The sequence below is a fragment of the Massilia sp. CFBP9012 genome, from assembly GCF_034045115.1.
Lineage (GTDB): Bacteria > Pseudomonadota > Gammaproteobacteria > Burkholderiales > Burkholderiaceae_D > Telluria.
Genome location: NZ_JAXCWM010000007.1, coordinates 347,796 through 363,238, shown reverse-complemented (window position 1 = coordinate 363,238; position 15,443 = coordinate 347,796). Strand labels below are relative to the sequence as shown.

The 15,443-nt window shown below is 60.3% G+C and carries 12 protein-coding genes; 4 read left to right on the top strand and 8 right to left on the bottom strand.

The genetic code is table 11. The annotated features are described in order from the left end of the window. Positions 1-64: 64 nt before the first annotated feature. Positions 65-3,712, bottom strand: coding sequence for a trifunctional transcriptional regulator/proline dehydrogenase/L-glutamate gamma-semialdehyde dehydrogenase (gene putA / locus SOM61_RS14240; RefSeq protein ID WP_320474697.1), 3,648 nt, complete (start codon positions 3,710-3,712; stop codon positions 65-67). 212 nt (positions 3,713-3,924) lie between these two features. Between putA and SOM61_RS14235 the strand changes: the two genes are divergently transcribed. Further along, entirely contained in the window at positions 3,925-4,380 is a 456-nt protein-coding gene (locus SOM61_RS14235) for an Lrp/AsnC ligand binding domain-containing protein (protein ID WP_005664065.1), read from the top strand. Positions 4,381-4,478: 98 nt separating this feature from the next. On the opposite strand, the gene SOM61_RS14230 is transcribed toward SOM61_RS14235, so the two are convergent. Further along, positions 4,479-5,432 carry a LysR family transcriptional regulator gene (locus tag SOM61_RS14230; protein ID WP_320474696.1) on the bottom strand — a complete coding sequence of 318 codons (954 nt, stop codon included), beginning with the start codon at positions 5,430-5,432 and terminating at the stop codon, positions 4,479-4,481. A gap of 149 nt (positions 5,433-5,581) precedes the next feature. Here SOM61_RS14230 and SOM61_RS14225 point away from each other — a divergent pair, with 149 nt between their 5' ends. Beyond that, positions 5,582-5,866 carry a hypothetical protein gene (locus SOM61_RS14225; RefSeq protein WP_320474695.1) on the top strand — a complete coding sequence of 95 codons (285 nt, stop codon included), beginning with the start codon at positions 5,582-5,584 and terminating at the stop codon, positions 5,864-5,866. 655 nt (positions 5,867-6,521) lie between these two features. Here SOM61_RS14225 and SOM61_RS14220 read toward each other — a convergent pair. The 4 genes from SOM61_RS14220 to SOM61_RS14205 all read right to left on the bottom strand — a co-directional run bounded on the left by SOM61_RS14220 (position 6,522) and on the right by SOM61_RS14205 (position 9,011). Then, positions 6,522-6,782, bottom strand: coding sequence for a YfhL family 4Fe-4S dicluster ferredoxin (locus SOM61_RS14220; protein ID WP_123067682.1), 261 nt, complete (start codon positions 6,780-6,782; stop codon positions 6,522-6,524). 16 nt (positions 6,783-6,798) lie between these two features. Next, positions 6,799-7,299: a pantetheine-phosphate adenylyltransferase gene (gene coaD, locus SOM61_RS14215; RefSeq protein WP_005664073.1), complete on the bottom strand. Its 501-nt coding sequence runs from the start codon at positions 7,297-7,299 to the stop codon at positions 6,799-6,801. Between the two features lie 122 nt (positions 7,300-7,421). Continuing rightward, positions 7,422-8,063 (bottom strand): 16S rRNA (guanine(966)-N(2))-methyltransferase RsmD, encoded by a 642-nt coding sequence (gene rsmD / locus SOM61_RS14210; RefSeq protein ID WP_320474694.1) that lies wholly within the window; start codon positions 8,061-8,063, stop codon positions 7,422-7,424. Between the two features lie 69 nt (positions 8,064-8,132). Continuing rightward, positions 8,133-9,011 carry a DUF6279 family lipoprotein gene (locus SOM61_RS14205; RefSeq protein ID WP_320474693.1) on the bottom strand — a complete coding sequence of 293 codons (879 nt, stop codon included), beginning with the start codon at positions 9,009-9,011 and terminating at the stop codon, positions 8,133-8,135. A 40-nt stretch (positions 9,012-9,051) separates the two neighbouring features. Here SOM61_RS14205 and glmU point away from each other — a divergent pair, with 40 nt between their 5' ends. After that, a complete protein-coding gene (glmU, locus tag SOM61_RS14200; RefSeq protein WP_320474692.1) occupies positions 9,052-10,428 on the top strand; it encodes a bifunctional UDP-N-acetylglucosamine diphosphorylase/glucosamine-1-phosphate N-acetyltransferase GlmU in 1,377 nt (458 codons plus the stop codon). Positions 10,429-10,552: 124 nt separating this feature from the next. Here the strand turns inward: glmU and SOM61_RS14195 are convergent, their stop codons facing one another. Then, on the bottom strand, positions 10,553-11,023 hold the full coding sequence (locus tag SOM61_RS14195) for an Lrp/AsnC family transcriptional regulator (protein WP_320474691.1): 471 nt from the start codon (positions 11,021-11,023) through the stop codon (positions 10,553-10,555). A 162-nt stretch (positions 11,024-11,185) separates the two neighbouring features. Between SOM61_RS14195 and glmS the strand changes: the two genes are divergently transcribed. Next, entirely contained in the window at positions 11,186-13,015 is a 1,830-nt protein-coding gene (gene glmS / locus SOM61_RS14190; protein ID WP_320474690.1) for a glutamine--fructose-6-phosphate transaminase (isomerizing), read from the top strand. Between the two features lie 820 nt (positions 13,016-13,835). Here the strand turns inward: glmS and SOM61_RS14185 are convergent. After that, positions 13,836-15,092: a hypothetical protein gene (locus SOM61_RS14185; protein WP_320474689.1), complete on the bottom strand. Its 1,257-nt coding sequence runs from the start codon at positions 15,090-15,092 to the stop codon at positions 13,836-13,838. Positions 15,093-15,443: the final 351 nt, after the last annotated feature.

Below are 15,443 nucleotides of genomic sequence, written 5' to 3'. Positions count from 1 at the left end.
GCTTCTCCTGCTGGTTTTCTGTTTGTTGGACGGGTGGACGGCATGGCCGTCCACCCTACGATTTTTACAGGCCCAGGGTCATCAGGCTTGCGTTGCCGCCAGCGGCGGTCGTGTTGACGCAGACCGCGCGCTCGGCGACCAGGCGCCACAGGTCCACCGGGACCAAAGCGTCGGTGTCGACGATGCCGACGATCGCGCCAGGGCGTGCTGCCAGCTGGGTGCGCAGCAGGCCGGCCAGGCCGGTTTCGACCAGCGCGATCGCGACGTCGGCCGCGTCGATCTCTTCCTTGCCCACGAAGCGTACGCGCTCCTTCACCGCCGCCGGCAGGTTGGCCGGGATCGATTCAGGCGTCGGCGCCAGCACCAGCGCGCGGTTGCCGGTGGCGAGGGCCGCTGCCAGTTGATTGAGCAGGCCGGCGGAGGTAGCCGGCGCGCACAGCACGGCGCCGCGCGGCGTGAACGACAGGCGGTTGCTTTCGCCGGTCGGGCCGGGCAGGTCCATCGACACGCCATTGAGCGAGGTGCGCGCGTAGCCTTCGGCCAGCGCGGCCACCGGCTGCTGGCCATCCGTACGCAGCCAGCCGATCAGGGCTTCCAGCGCTGCTTCTGGCTGGCGCACGTGTTCCATCAGGGGCGCGGCGCCGCGCTGCAGGCGTTTCAGGTAGAGCGGGCCGCCGGCCTTCGGACCGGTGCCCGACTTGCCTTCGCCGCCGAACGGCTGCACGCCGACCACCGCGCCAACGATGTTGCGGTTGACGTAGATATTGCCAACGTGTGCGCGGTTGACGATGGTGTCGATGGTTTCATCGATGCGCGAATGCACGCCCAGGGTCAGGCCGTAGCCGGTGGCGTTGATCGCATCGATCACCGATGGCAGCTCGGCGCGGCGGTAGCGCACGATGTGCAGCACCGGGCCGAAGACTTCCTGCTTGAGTTCGGCCAGCGAGGCGATTTCGAGCACGGTCGGCGGCACAAAGGTGCCGGCCTCGAGAACCGACGCCGGCAGCTCGAGCGCGAAGTGGCTGCGCGCGGTGGCCTTGGTGCGTTCGATGTGGGCCAGCAGGTTGCGCTGGGCTTCGGCATCGATCACCGGGCCGATGTCGGTCGCCAGGCGGTCCGGGCAGCCCACGCGCAGTTCCTGCATCGCGCCCTTGAGCATCTTGATGGTCTTGTCGGCGATGTCCTCTTGCAGGAACAGCACCCGCAGCGCCGAACAGCGCTGGCCGGCCGAATCGAAGGCCGAACTGAGGACGTCCTGCACCACCTGTTCCGGCAGCGCCGAGGAGTCGACGATCAGTGCATTCTGGCCACCGGTTTCCGCCACCAGCGGGATGTCGATGCCTTCCTGTTCCGCGCGCTTGGCCAGCGTGCGGTTGATCAGCTGGGCGACTTCGGTCGAACCGGTGAAGATCACGCCCTTGATGCGGCTGTCCGCCGTCAGGGCGGCGCCCACCACTTCACCACGGCCCGGCAGCAGCTGCAGCGCGGCGCGCGGCGTGCCCGCCTCGAGGAACAGTTCCACCGCGCGGTAGGCGATCAATGGGGTCTGCTCGGCCGGCTTGGCCAGCACCACGTTGCCGGCGGCGAGGGCGGCCGCCACCTGGCCGGTGAAGATCGCCAGCGGGAAGTTCCAGGGGCTGATGCAGCTGACCGGTCCCAGTGCCTCGGCCTTGCTTGAACCGCGGACCTGCACCGCGTAGTAGCGCAGGAAGTCGACCGCTTCGCGCAGTTCGGCGATCGCGTTCGGCAGCGATTTGCCGGCTTCGCGCACGGCCAGGGCCATCAGCTCGACGCCGTTCTGTTCGAACAGGTCGGCGGTGCGCTCGAGGAAAGCAGCGCGTTCATGGGTGGCGGTGGCCGCCCATTCGCCGGCGAAGGCGCTGGCAGCGGCCAGGGCGGTTTCGACATCGGTGCGCGAGGCTTCGCTCACCTGGCCGACGATATCGCCCGACATCGCGGGATTGACCACGTTGGCGGGCACGCCGGCGTCGCTTGATCCGGCGATCAGCGGGCCGGCGACATGCTGGCGCTGCTGCGCGAGGCCAATCGCCAGCTTGGCCAGGACGTCTTCGTTGACCAGGTCCATGCCCGCCGAATTCTTGCGCTCGTTGCCGAACATGTCGACCGGCAGCGCGATCGCCGGATGCGGACGGCCAGCACTGGCGCGCGCGACGTCGAAGGGATCGGTGAGCAGCGTGTCGATCGCGACGTTCTCGTCGACGATCTGGTTCACGAACGAGGAGTTGGCGCCGTTTTCCAGCAGGCGGCGCACCAGGTAGGCCAGCAGGGTTTCGTGCGAGCCGACCGGCGCGTAGATGCGGCAAGCCTTGTCCAGGTTCTTGCTGCCCACGACCTGGTCGTACAGCGTCTCGCCCATGCCGTGCAGGCACTGGAATTCGTAGTTGCTGACCTTGTCCTCTTTGGCCCAGGTGTAGATCACCGACAGCGTGTGGGCGTTGTGGGTGGCGAACTGCGGATACAGCACGTCGGCCGCCGCCAGCAGCTTGCGCGCGCAAGTCAGGTAGGAGACGTCGGTGTACACCTTGCGCGTATAGACCGGATAGCCTGGCATGCCGTCGACCTGGGCGCGCTTGATCTCGGCATCCCAATAGGCGCCCTTCACCAGGCGCACCATGAACTTCTGGCCGCTGCGCTTGGCCAGGTCGACAAGAAAGTCGATCACGAACGGGCAGCGTTTCTGATAGGCCTGCACCACCAGGCCGATGCCTTCGAAGCCCGCCAGGTCTGGGTCGAACGCCAGCGCTTCGAGCATGTCGAGCGAGATCTCGAGGCGGTCGGCTTCCTCGGCGTCGATATTGATGCCGATGTTATAGGTCTTGGCCAGCAGGACCAGGCTGCGCACGCGTGGCAGCAGTTCTCCGATCACGCGTGCGTATTGCGCACGGCTGTAGCGTGGATGCAGCGCCGACAGCTTGATCGAGATGCCCGGACCATCCTTGATGCCGCGGCCATTGGAGGCCTTGCCGATCGCGTGGATGGCGGCTTCGTACGAGGCGTAGTAGTTCCTGGCGTCGCTCTCGGTCAGCGCCGCCTCGCCCAGCATGTCGTAGGAGTAGCGATAGCCGCGGGTCTCGTTGTCGCGGCTGTTCTTCAGCGCTTCGTCGATCGTCTGGCCGGTGACGAACTGGTTGCCCAGCATGCGCATCGCCATGTCGACGCCCTTGCGGATCAGCGGTTCGCCGCCCTTCGCGATCAGGCGCGTGAGCGCCGAGCCGAGACCCTGCTCGCTATTGGGCGAGACCAGCTTGCCGGTGATGAGCAGGCCCCAGGTCGCGGCATTGACGAACAGCGATGGCGATTCGCCCAGGTGCTTCTTCCAGTCGCCGCGGCTGATCTTGTCGGCGATGAGGCGGTCGGCGGTTTCGCTGTCCGGAATGCGCAGCAGCGCTTCGGCCAGGCACATCAACGCCACGCCTTCTTCCGACGACAGCGAGAACTCGTGCATCAGCGCGTCCACGCCCGAAGCGCGGGTGCGCTTTTCGCGCACTGCCGAGACCAGGCGATGCGCCAGCGGCTGGGCGTCGGCGCCGGGCGTGGCGCCCTGGGCCAGCAGCCATTGCACGGCGTCGGATTCATCGCGGCGGTAGGCAGCGGTGATGGCGGCGCGCAGGGGCGTTTGCTCGCGCCTGGTTTCAGCGTGGAGGGCGTCGAAGGGAACGAAGGTGGAGGCCGGGGAAGCAGCGATCTGCATGGCTATCTAGTCAAAAGAAAAATACACAACGAGGGCCACCGCACAGCAAAAGCGCCGTGCCACATCACGTGGCCGGCGCAGTTTGGAACTCGGTGGAAATGATTCGATTGTAGAAGGATTTCTTCTGGATTAATTCTGCTTTTAATCGTTACTAGCAATAGATAGTTTTTGATGCGACAATCTGACCGAATAAAATTAACGGGAGACACCCGATGTTGGACAAGATCAGCAAGAAGATCCTCGCCGAGCTGCAGAATGACGGCCGCATCAGCAATGTGGAACTGGCGGCGCGCGTCAACCTGTCGCCGGCGGCCTGCCTCGAGCGCGTGCGCAAACTGCACGAATCGGGCTATATCATGGGTTATACGGCCCAGCTCAATCCGCAGTTGCTCGACGTGTCGCTGCTGGTCTTTATCGAAGTCGTGCTCGATCGCACCACGCCCGAGGTGTTCGATGCGTTCAAGCAGAGCGTGCAGATGATTCCCGAGGTGCTGGAATGCCATATGGTGGCCGGCGGCTTCGACTACCTCGTCAAGGCGCGTGTGAAGGACATGGCGGCCTACCGCGAGTTCCTGGGCAAGACGCTGTTGCAGAAGGGCGTGCGCGAAACCCACACCTATGCGGTGATGGAAGAAGTCAAGAATACGACCAAGCTGCCGATCCGCTGATCGTCAGACCGTGATTTAAAAGTAAAACGGCCAGGCATTTGCCTGGCCGTTTTGTTTCACGTGAAACATTTTGCTGGTCGATACCAGCGTTGGCGCTGTCAGACGATCTTGCGCACGCCGCTCTTCGAGGCGCTTTCCGCCATCGATTCCAGGTTCTTGCGCAGCCAGCGGTGGGCCGGGCTGCGGCCATCGCGTTCGTGCCACAGCATGTCCAGGTGGACCGCCGGCAGCTGTAGCGGCAGCTCTTTCCAGATCAGCACATCGGTCATGCCGGTCGAAACCATCAAGTGCTTCGGCAACACGGTGATCAGGTCGGAGTTCGCCACCACCCTGCCCGCCGTGAAGAACTGGTTCACGGTCAAGAGGATGCGGCGTTCGCGACCTACCTGGGCCAGTGCCTCGTCGACCAGGCCGTGGGCACGGCCCGAGAAGCTCACCAGCAAGTGATTGGCCTTGCAGTAGGTGTCGAGGTCGAGCTTTTCCTTGGCCAGTGGGTGGTCCTTGCGCATCACGCACACATAGACGCCGGAATACAGGCGCTCGTGGCGGATCGGCGAACCGGTTTCGTACGATAGCTGGGCCGCGACGCCGGGGAAGAAGCCGACCGCCAGGTCGATATCGCCGCGCAACAACATCGGACGCGGCTCGCGCGTCGTCAGCGGCACCATGCGGATGTTTACGCCCGGCGCCTCGCGTTCAATCGAGCGCATCAGGGAAGGCAGCCATAGCGCGGCAGTGGCGTCGGCCATCGCCATGCGGAAGGTCGCTTGCGCCTTGGAGACGTCGAAGGTTTCCGGCATCACCGCCGCTTCCAGCGCCGCCAGGGCCTGGCGCACGGCCGGCCACAGGGCTTCGGCGCGCGGGGTCGGCTTGACACCGTAGGCGGTGCGGATCAGGAGTTCGTCGCCCAGGCTTTCTCGTAGTCGCTTGATCGCATTCGACACTGCGGGCTGGGTCATGGCCAGGTGGCCGGCGGCACGGGTCAGGTTTTGCTCGGTCATCACCGCGTCGAATACGCGCAGCAGATTCAGGTCAAGCGTCAGAAAGCTCATGGGATTCAGGAGAAAACTGTTGTGAATACAGGGGTACGGGTAGTGTACTCCAAATCATTCACAAACTGTATAAGGGCCATCAGGGAACAAAATTAGATTTATATGTTGCGACGCACTATAGTTCTCAACAATAACAGAACGAGCCTATTATGTCTTCCACCGCCTCCCTAGTCCAAGCTGCCGCTGCCGTACCCTACGGCCAGGTGTTCAGCACCACCGTGTATCTTGCTTTGCTGGCTGGCATTGTCCTGTTCTTCCGCCCGCTGCTGGTCGGCATCGGCCGCGCGCTGTACCTGACCGTGCGTCCACGCCGCAGCAAGGCCGAGCTGGCCGCGCGCCGCGCCCTGGACGAAGCGCTGGCGCTCAAGCGCAAGCTGGCCAGCCTGGATCCGGTGGACGCCGCTGAGGTGCGTGCGATGGGCATCCGCCACTAATTATTACCGAATTCTCCCCTGACGCGGTCTCCGGCAACGGACACCGCGTTTTTTTTCGTCCCTGCCTTCTGTAGCACGCCGCCACGGCTGCAATCTTCTTTCCCCCCCCTGAAAAACGCCCGGATGTCGCTCTATGCCTGGTGACTTTACGTTACCGGGATTTTCGCGCCTCTTGTATTTAACAAAGTTCACAAAGAGTCAAAAAGAGGATTTATAAGAAAGATCGCTAATGCGTGAGTTATCATGCTGTTGAGTATATTTAGTGGTCAATTATAGTAATTTTAGGAGAATATGGATGTGCTTTACGTTTGCTGTGATTGGGCCATAAATTATCAACGATAGAGACAACTTGACGGCACATATTGATGAGTTAGATAGTAAATGATAGAGGTTCAACAAAGTTCACATTCTATATTCTATATAAATGCACTTACGGTAACAGGGCAAACAAGCGAAACCAGCAGACCAATAAGCGCGAAAAAGCGCCCGTCAACGTTAACCGGGAGTAGCGGGTCAGGATGGAAGAATGGGGTTGGATGAAACAAATGGCGTTCAAGGACGTGCGGAAGCCGCATGTCGGAACAGCCGGTACGCGGTCAGGAAAGCTGGGAGTGGGAACAAAAAAGCCGGCAGAGTTGCCGGCTTGGGGAGCAGATCAGGCTGGGGCCTTGTCGGCCGTTAGCCGCTCGTACTTGATGAGGAGTTCTTCGCGCGATTCGCGCCATTCCGGATTGAGCGGAATGCAGGCAACCGGGCACAGTTGCACGCATTGCGGTTCATCGAAATGGCCGACGCACTCGGTGCACTTGTGCGGATCGATCTGGTAATACTCTTCGCCCATCGAAATGGCATCGTTGGGGCATTCGGGTTCGCAGACGTCGCAGTTGATGCAGTCGTCGGTAATCAATAAAGCCATGATACGTCCTGGATAATCAGGCCTTCGGCGCTTGCGCCATGCTGGCGATTTTCTGCTGCAGCCAGCGGTCGACCGAAGGGAATACAAATTTGGAGACGTCGCCGCCCAGCATGGCAATCTCGCGCACGATGGTGCCCGAAATGAACTGGTACTGGTCGGACGGGGTCAGGAACATGGTTTCGACGTCGGGCAGCAGGTAGCGGTTCATGCCCGCCATCTGGAACTCGTATTCGAAATCGGACACCGCGCGCAGGCCGCGCACGATCACGCGGGCGTCGTGCTTGCGCACGAAGTCCTTGAGCAGGCCCGAGAAGCTCTCGACCTGCACATTGGGGTAATGGCCAAGCACCTCGTTGGCGATATCCAGGCGTTCTTCGAGCGTGAAGAACGGACGTTTGTTGCGGCTGTCGGCGACGCCGACCACCAGTCGGTCGAACAGCCCGGATGCGCGGCGTACCAAATCCTCGTGGCCGCGGGTCAGCGGATCGAACGTACCTGGATAAACGGCTACAACCATTGCGGCTCCCTGAAAATTAACACCCTATTAGAACGCGCATTATGCCTGAAAACACGGCATTCGCCCCAGGCTGGGGCATGGTTTGCCCAATGGTTGTGCGGTTTCCATGCCCTTGGCGGGAGTCAGGCCGCCTTTTCTTGCAGCTTCAGCAAATGGTAGTAGACCATGCCTGCCTTGTCCGCGCGCACCACTTCCCATCCGTTCAGCCAGTCGGGGACGTCGTCGCCTCCGGTCGGCAACGGCGCCTCGGCTTCGGCATACACCATGCCGCCATCAAGCAGCAGCGCCGCGCACAGCGGCAGGGTCTTGGCCAGCAGATCCTGTTGATAAGGCGGGTCGAGGAAGATCACGTCGAAGCGCTGGCCGCGGGTGGCCAGGTCTTGCGCCAGGGTCAGGGCGTCGGCGCGCAGCACGGTGATATTGCCGGCCTTGAGCTTGTCGCGGTTGGCTTCGAGCTGGCGCACGGCCGGGGCGTGGTTGTCGACCATGGTCACCTTCGCCGCGCCGCGGCTGGCAGCCTCGAAGCCGAGCACGCCGGAACCGGCGTACAGGTCGAGAAAAGTGGCCTGGTCCCAGTCGCTGCCGAGCTGGTGGTTGATCCAGTTAAAGACGGTTTCGCGCACGCGGTCCGGCGTGGGACGCAGGCCGAGGGCGTCGACCACCGGCAGCAGGGTGCGTTTCCAGGCGCCGCCGATGATGCGGACCTGGTGCTGGGCCATGCGCGGCGCGCCGTGGGGTTTGGCGGCCTGGGGCCTTGATTTCATGGACTTTCTTTGCATGGGCGGCACTATAGCATGCGGTTTTCCGTGCCTGCGGAGGCCGCCCTTGCCTTCTTATTTACCTGCTGCCAAGGCCTCGAAATCATTGATCCAGCCTTGCATGCGCTGCTGTGCATGGGCCTTTTGCTGCGGTGTCGCCAGTTTGATCGCGGTCAGGATGTATTTGGTCGTGTGGTCGATGCTGGCGTCATAGAAGGCCTTGCGCTCGGGCGACTCCGTGCGTGTGAACAACTCGCGCATCAGGCCTTGCACCTTGGCCGTGGTCTGCTCGCGGTTGAGCTTTTTCTGTTGTACTTCTTGCAGCAGCGCCAGGATGCGGCGCTGGCGGTACTGGCGCTCCTCTAACCACTGCTGGTTGTCGAGCGGACGCAAGTCGGAGGCGTGGCGCAGGGCGGCCTCCTGCTCGCTGCTGAATCGGCCGAACCACAGTTCCATCTGCTCCATCGATTTCTTGAAGCGCGCGCGCTGGCGCTTTTCGACGCTGCCGCTCATGAATTTGCGGCGGTATTCCTCGTTCTTGTCCTTGAATTTCTTGTCGATATGGGCGATTTGCGCAGGAGTGATCGACATGGCGAGCGTTGTCAGTTCCGGCACCGCGCGCTGGGACAGCCGCTCCCCGCGCACGCGGATCTCGCGGTAGGCCTGGAGCAGGTCGGCCTGGCCCGGGTTGCCAGCCATTTTTTGCTGGAAATTGCCTAATAAAGCAGCATAGTCGCGCAACTGGGTCTGGCGATGCCACTGGAGCAAGCCATTGATGTCGCGCTTGGCGATGTCGGCCTGTTGTCCTTCGAAGTCGACATAGGAATTCATCCACCAATACAGTAAGGTGTCGCCCTGGTTGTACGAAAAGCGAATCGTGCTGCAACCGGCGGCCAGCGCCATCACGGCAATCGCGAATAGCGCAAGGGTGCGCCGGAACAAGGTATCTCGCATGCTAGAATTTTTCATATTTTCAACTTTTTGAGAACGGCTTATGAACGTTGTGATCCTCGCCGCCGGCATGGGAAAGCGCATGCAATCCGCCCTGCCGAAAGTCCTGCATCCATTGGCTGGTAAGCCGCTGTTGCGCCACGTTATCGATACGGCACGTAGCCTGAGTCCGCAGAAATTATGTGTGATTTACGGACACGGCGGCGCAGCGGTGCCCGAGATGGTGTCCGCGCTGGCGCAAGAGACCGGTATTACGATCGATACCGCCCTGCAGCAGCCGCAGCTGGGTACCGGCCATGCGGTGATGCAGGCCGTGCCGCAACTGGACGATGGCAGCGCCACCCTGGTGCTGTATGGCGACGTGCCGCTGACCACGGTGGACTCGCTGCGCCGCCTCGTAGAAGCCGCCGGCGACGACAAGCTGGGCATCCTGACGGTCGAACAGGCCAACCCCTTCGGCCTGGGCCGCATCGTGCGCGAGAATGGCAAGATCGTGCGCATCGTCGAAGAAAAGGATGCCAGCCAGGCCGAGCGCGCGATCCGCGAAATCAATAGCGGCATCATGGCGGTCCCGACCCGCCACCTCAAGAAGTGGCTGGCGGCGCTGTCCAACAACAATGCCCAGGGCGAGTACTACCTCACCGATATCGTGGCCCAGGCCGTGGCGGACGGCGTGCCGGTCGTGTCGGCGCACCCGTCGGGCGAATGGGAAGTGGCTGGCGTGAACAGCAAGGTGCAGTTGGCCGAGCTCGAGCGTCGTCATCAATTGAATATCGCCCACGCCCTGCTGGAAAAAGGCGTGACCTTGATGGATCCGGCGCGCATCGATGTGCGCGGCGAACTGATTTGCGGCCGCGATGTCCTTATCGACGTCGGCTGCGTGTTCGAAGGCCGGGTCGAACTGGCCGACGGCGTGAAGGTCGGCGCCAACTGCGTGCTGGTCGGCGCCACGGTCGGCGCTGGCGCCAACATCAAGCCGTTCTGCCATATCGAAGGCGCCACCATTGGCGCCGCCTCGCAGATCGGACCGTATGCGCGCCTGCGCCCGGGCACCGAGCTGGGCGAGGACGTCCATGTGGGTAACTTCGTCGAGGTCAAGAACAGCACCGTGGCGGCGCACAGCAAGGCCAACCACCTGGCCTATATCGGCGACGCCACCGTCGGATCGCGCGTGAACATCGGCGCCGGTGTCATTACCTGCAACTACGACGGCGCCAACAAGTTCCGTACCGTGATCGAGGACGAGGTGTTCGTGGGCAGCGACAGCCAGCTGGTGGCGCCGGTGACGATCGGCAAGGGCGCGAACATTGGCGCCGGCACTACGCTCACCAAGGATGCGCCGGCCGGCAAGCTGACCATCTCGCGGCCCAGGCAAATCACGATCGAAGGATGGAAGCGCCCGGTGAAAGTGAAGAAGTAATCCACCGGCTGTCGACAGGCTAATCACAGGTAATAAACAAGATAAACACAGGGTTCTACCGTGCTTACCCCCTGTCCATCCACCTGGTCTTCCACAATATTATCCACAGGCTGCGGCCTGTGATCTAGACGGCGATCCGGGTGTCGAATTTGCTGCGGTGGGTCGAAAAATAGGCTTTGACGTTGCGCACGTTAGCGTGCGAGGTGAACAGCCGGTGCGCCAGCGCATGATAGGCCGGCATGTCGGCGACCTGCACGACCAGCACGAAATCGGGTCCTGGCGACACCCGGTAGCACTGCAGCACGGCCGCTTCCCTGGCTGCCAGCTTCTCGAACTCTTCCATACGCTCGGCGGCCTGCACGTCGAGCGTGATCTCGACGATGGCGGACAGGCGGCTGCCGACCTTGTCGGGCGCCACGATCGCCACCTGGCGCTCGATGACGCCACTTTCCGTCAGCTGCTTCACGCGGCGCAGGCAGGTGGGTGGCGACACGTGCACGAGCGCCGCCAGTTCGGCGTTCGTATGCGATGCGTCAGTTTGCAAAATAGTCAGGATGCGACGATCGAGGTCGTCGAGGGTTGGCGATTCCGTCATTTTGATGAAATATTTAATAAATTTTATGAATTATATGAAACAATATTTCTTGTTTATCGATGAATGAAATAATCTAACAAAATTGGCCGCACACTGTAAGCTTATTTCATTCGGATTGCTCTACGATAAGACTCAACAGTTTTTCCATTCGAGAGGTTAGCCATGTGCGGTATCGTCGGAGCAGTCGCCAAACGTAATATCACCCCCGTCCTGATCGAGGGCCTGAAACGCCTCGAATACCGGGGTTACGACTCCTGTGGCGTGGCCATCCACCTCGACGGCCGCCTGACCCGCTCGCGCTCCACCTCGCGCGTGGCCGACCTCGAATCGCAAGTCAAAGAAGCCAGCCTTGATGGCTTCACCGGCATCGCCCACACCCGCTGGGCCACCCACGGCGCCCCGGCGTCGCACAATGCCCACCCGCACTTCTCGCCGACCGAAGACAATGCGCGTATCGCACTTGTCCACAACGGCATCATCGAAAACCACGACGAGCTGCGCGACGAACTCACCAAGCTGGGCTACAAGTTCACGAGCCAGACCGACACCGAGGTGATCGCCCACCTGGTCGACCACCTGTACACCGGCGACCTGTTCGAGACCGTGCAGCAGGCCGTCAAGCGCCTGCAGGGCGCCTACGCCATCGCCGTGTTCTGCCGCGAAGAACCGCACCGCGTGATCGCCGCGCGCCAGGGCTCGCCGCTGATCGTGGGCGTGGGCAAGGACGAGAACTTCGTCGCTTCCGACGCGATGGCGCTGGCCGGCACCACCGACCAGATCATCTATCTGGAAGAAGGCGACGTGGTCGACCTGCAACTGGCCCGCTACTGGATCGTCGATGTCGACGGCCGCCCGGTCGAGCGCGAAGTGAAAACCGTGCACGCCCACACCGGCGCGGCCGAGCTCGGCCCATACCGCCACTATATGCAGAAAGAGATCTTCGAGCAGCCGCGCGTCATCGGCGACACCCTCGAGGGCGTCACCGGCGTGATGCCTGAACTCTTCGGCGACGGCGCCTATGCGGTGTTCAAGAAGATCGACCGCGTGCTGATCCTGGCCTGCGGCACCAGCTACTACGCCGGCCTCACCGCCAAGTACTGGATCGAATCGGTGGCCAAGGTGCCGGTGAACGTCGAGATCGCCAGTGAATACCGCTACCGCGACAGCGTGCCGCACCCCGACACCCTGGTGGTGACCATTTCGCAGAGCGGCGAAACGGCCGACACCCTGGCCGCGCTCAAGCACGCGCGCAGCCTCGGCATGCAGCATACGCTGACCATCTGCAACGTCTCGACCAGCGCCATGGTGCGCGAGTGCCAGCTGGCCTACATCACCCGCGCCGGCGTCGAAGTCGGCGTGGCCTCGACCAAGGCCTTCACCACCCAGCTGGCGGCGCTGTTCCTGCTGACGCTGACCCTGGCGCAAGTGAACGGCCGGCTGACGGACGCCGAGGAAGCCGAACACCTCAAGATGATGCGCCACCTGCCGGTCGCGCTGTCGTCGGTGCTGGCGCTCGAGCCGCAAATCATCGCCTGGGCCGAGGAATTCGCGCGCAAGGAAAACGCCCTGTTCCTGGGTCGCGGCATCCATTATCCGATCGCCCTGGAAGGCGCGCTGAAGCTCAAGGAAATCTCGTACATCCACGCCGAGGCTTATCCAGCCGGCGAACTCAAGCACGGCCCGCTGGCGCTGGTAACCGAAGAAATGCCGGTAGTAACGATCGCGCCGAACGATGCGCTGCTGGAAAAGCTGAAATCGAATATGCAGGAAGTGCGTGCCCGTGGCGGCCAACTGTACGTGTTCGCCGACGTCGATTCGCGCATCACCTCGGGCGATGGCTTGCACGTGATTCGCCTGCCGGAACACTACGGCCTGCTGTCACCGATCCTGCACGTGGCGGCGCTGCAGCTGCTGGCGTATCACACGGCGTTGGCGCGTGGGACCGATGTGGACAAGCCGCGTAATCTGGCGAAGTCGGTGACGGTCGAGTAAATACCGGCTTGACGGACAGAACAACCTTTAATTGCCAATTGTTGTAGTCTTTTACAGGGCTAGCAAGGAAAATTGACATTAAATCTGCTATTTGGGGGGAGCGACAACCTGAATAATTACGGAGGTTTTGACGCGCCAAAATCTCCGTGATGCTTGCGGCATTCTTTGTTGGCCTCCACCGTTTTCTTGAAGGGAAGCCAGTACAGTTTATAGCCACCCGATTACACGCCCGATCTGCACCAGAATCTATGCCAACACTGCGAAGCTGGCCAAAATTGCTGCCACCACGCGCAGACCGTGCCCCGACTTCATCAAGTTGCCCATCTTTTAATCTTCCTCAAAGTTATAACTGGCTGTATTGCAACACGACACAAAAAACCGCTCTTGTAGTAGTTTTTCCGCCTCGGCGCATTCAGTCATCTAACTGTCACGACTCCGGATGAGCAATCTTGCTGTGTAATTTGAGGCGCGGTTGCACTCAATTCCCGGAGAAGTTGCTTTTTTCGGATTTCAGAATAGTCACCATGGGCGATGTTGCTTGACGACGCTAACGAGATCCCCTGAGAAGTAGAGGCGTTGACTTGTTCACTGCCGTTAGAATGTCGCATATCTGCGTGGATCTAGGAGATTTTAGAAATTGCTCCGTACTCCATCTTAGTTGCAAGGAATCAGGATCAATAGGCTAAAAACGCTCGGTAAGAAGGGGTGAAAAGATTTCCTAATGGGAATTATATGAAATTATGGCTCAGGAATAATTTGCTGATCTCAAGGGCCGGCCATTAGCCGGAACAATGAATCGGCTGCTTCACATGGTATTGACTTAGATATCCGATGAAAGTGAAACTCGCAATCGAGACGCAATGATTTCAACCAAAGCATCCGCTTTGTCGTTCGCAATTCGATGAACCGCGTGAGGACGGGGGAGAACAATCTGCGCTATCTCGTCTACGTCGATTTGACGTGCATAGGCGCCCGCTTCGACGCCGGCAACAGCTGCGGCTTCCTTGACGATGTCGACGGCGGCACTGCCGCAATCGTCGCAGACAAATACACTGCTGTAGCCGTACCTTGCAGACCTGTCTCGATAGACCTTCGATGTGATAGGCAGCGCCCATGCTGATTGCTTCGTGGGACGGACAATTTGCGCTTTCGATCGACGGCAACTTGGGCAGTGCCAGTTGTCCGGAACCATCTGCCACCTTTTGTAGCTGGTGACTTTGGCTACGTGTTCTATCTGCCCTGCTGTAGGTATCTGCACTCGATAGTTGACTCCCTTCGCTCTCCATTCCTTAGGCGCTTTATTATTTTGCTTCCTCGGCGGCCCGCATAGCACACGCAATGCACGTCTTGCTTCTGTGATTGCAGCATAACTTTCGGCTGTTTGCCTGAGGTAATCAGGATGGAATTGATGTGGTGTGGTTTGGTACCAATGCTCATCTTTCGCTGCGATCTCGGCAATGCGCGAGACTATCTTCATCCGAAGATTGAAAGTCTCTCGATTCTCGTTCCAAATTCTTGTTGCGGCATCTGAGCTGACCTTGTGCTCCGCATTCGGTGAGGCGATGACAAAGGCTAGAATCTCGGCTGGGGAGAACGAAAATGAAGGATGAGTTCCAGCCAGTTTCTTTGCGACGGCATCGGCGTTGTTGCAGTCGTTACAGATCACAGTGTTATCGTAAGCTGAAACCATGGGGGCGCTACGCTTCGCAAATTTCTCGGCCGCTTCGTTTGCAAGCACTCGATCAAGGCCCGCTGAGATTTTCTCGAACTCCCTTATCAAGTAATCCTTCATGTGGTCATGATGCTCCACCAGGCGGCACATTAGATCGCCATTTTTGTTGGGCCTCGCAATTTGAGACTTTGACCGTAGACAGGCCGGGCACTGCCAAGACATAGGTGTATACGCCCAAAGCATGTCCATGTCCACGCCGTCGCAATCGAATTGAACGCGCAAAGAGAAAGTTTGGGACGACATCACTCCGTCGAGCCGACTAGTACCTGCTTCAACGGATTGAATAAAACTTACTTCCTCGGGGCTTGCATCAGTTAGCCACTTGTTCAACCACTCACGATCCATCAAAATTATCTCCCGGGAAATTCCAGCGTGCCAAAATACATCGTATTATAAGGGCGGGGTACCAAGGTGAACATTTCCCTTGCGCCAGCTCAGCTAGTGTTCTCACCGCTGCCGCCACCTATTTTTGTAAGCTGCCACCACCTATTCCCAATGTTCGCAGTCATTCGCTCTCGTGTAACGCCGCCACTCAGACCAGTGAGATTTCGCGAATTTTCCAGATGAGTAAGATGTTATCCTCTGAATGGCGGACATTATGTAGGTTAACTCTAGTCGCTGCTTTGCAGCGTAAGCAATCGCTGGAACGGTGGGGCATAGCTTAGTTTGGATAGCGGCTAGAAATAAATGGAGGCA

Bases quoted from the DNA above. Each gene is read 5' to 3' on its own strand.
- putA (WP_320474697.1), bottom strand. From the start codon at position 3,712: ATGCAGATCGCTGCTTCCCCGGCCTCCACCTTCGTTCCCTTCGACGCC.
- SOM61_RS14235 (WP_005664065.1), top strand. From the start codon at position 3,925: ATGTTGGACAAGATCAGCAAGAAGATCCTCGCCGAGCTGCAGAATGAC.
- SOM61_RS14230 (WP_320474696.1), bottom strand. From the start codon at position 5,432: ATGAGCTTTCTGACGCTTGACCTGAATCTGCTGCGCGTATTCGACGCG.
- SOM61_RS14225 (WP_320474695.1), top strand. From the start codon at position 5,582: ATGTCTTCCACCGCCTCCCTAGTCCAAGCTGCCGCTGCCGTACCCTAC.
- SOM61_RS14220 (WP_123067682.1), bottom strand. From the start codon at position 6,782: ATGGCTTTATTGATTACCGACGACTGCATCAACTGCGACGTCTGCGAA.
- coaD (WP_005664073.1), bottom strand. From the start codon at position 7,299: ATGGTTGTAGCCGTTTATCCAGGTACGTTCGATCCGCTGACCCGCGGC.
- rsmD (WP_320474694.1), bottom strand. From the start codon at position 8,063: ATGAAATCAAGGCCCCAGGCCGCCAAACCCCACGGCGCGCCGCGCATG.
- SOM61_RS14205 (WP_320474693.1), bottom strand. From the start codon at position 9,011: ATGCGAGATACCTTGTTCCGGCGCACCCTTGCGCTATTCGCGATTGCC.
- glmU (WP_320474692.1), top strand. From the start codon at position 9,052: ATGAACGTTGTGATCCTCGCCGCCGGCATGGGAAAGCGCATGCAATCC.
- SOM61_RS14195 (WP_320474691.1), bottom strand. From the start codon at position 11,023: ATGACGGAATCGCCAACCCTCGACGACCTCGATCGTCGCATCCTGACT.
- glmS (WP_320474690.1), top strand. From the start codon at position 11,186: ATGTGCGGTATCGTCGGAGCAGTCGCCAAACGTAATATCACCCCCGTC.
- SOM61_RS14185 (WP_320474689.1), bottom strand. From the start codon at position 15,092: ATGGATCGTGAGTGGTTGAACAAGTGGCTAACTGATGCAAGCCCCGAG.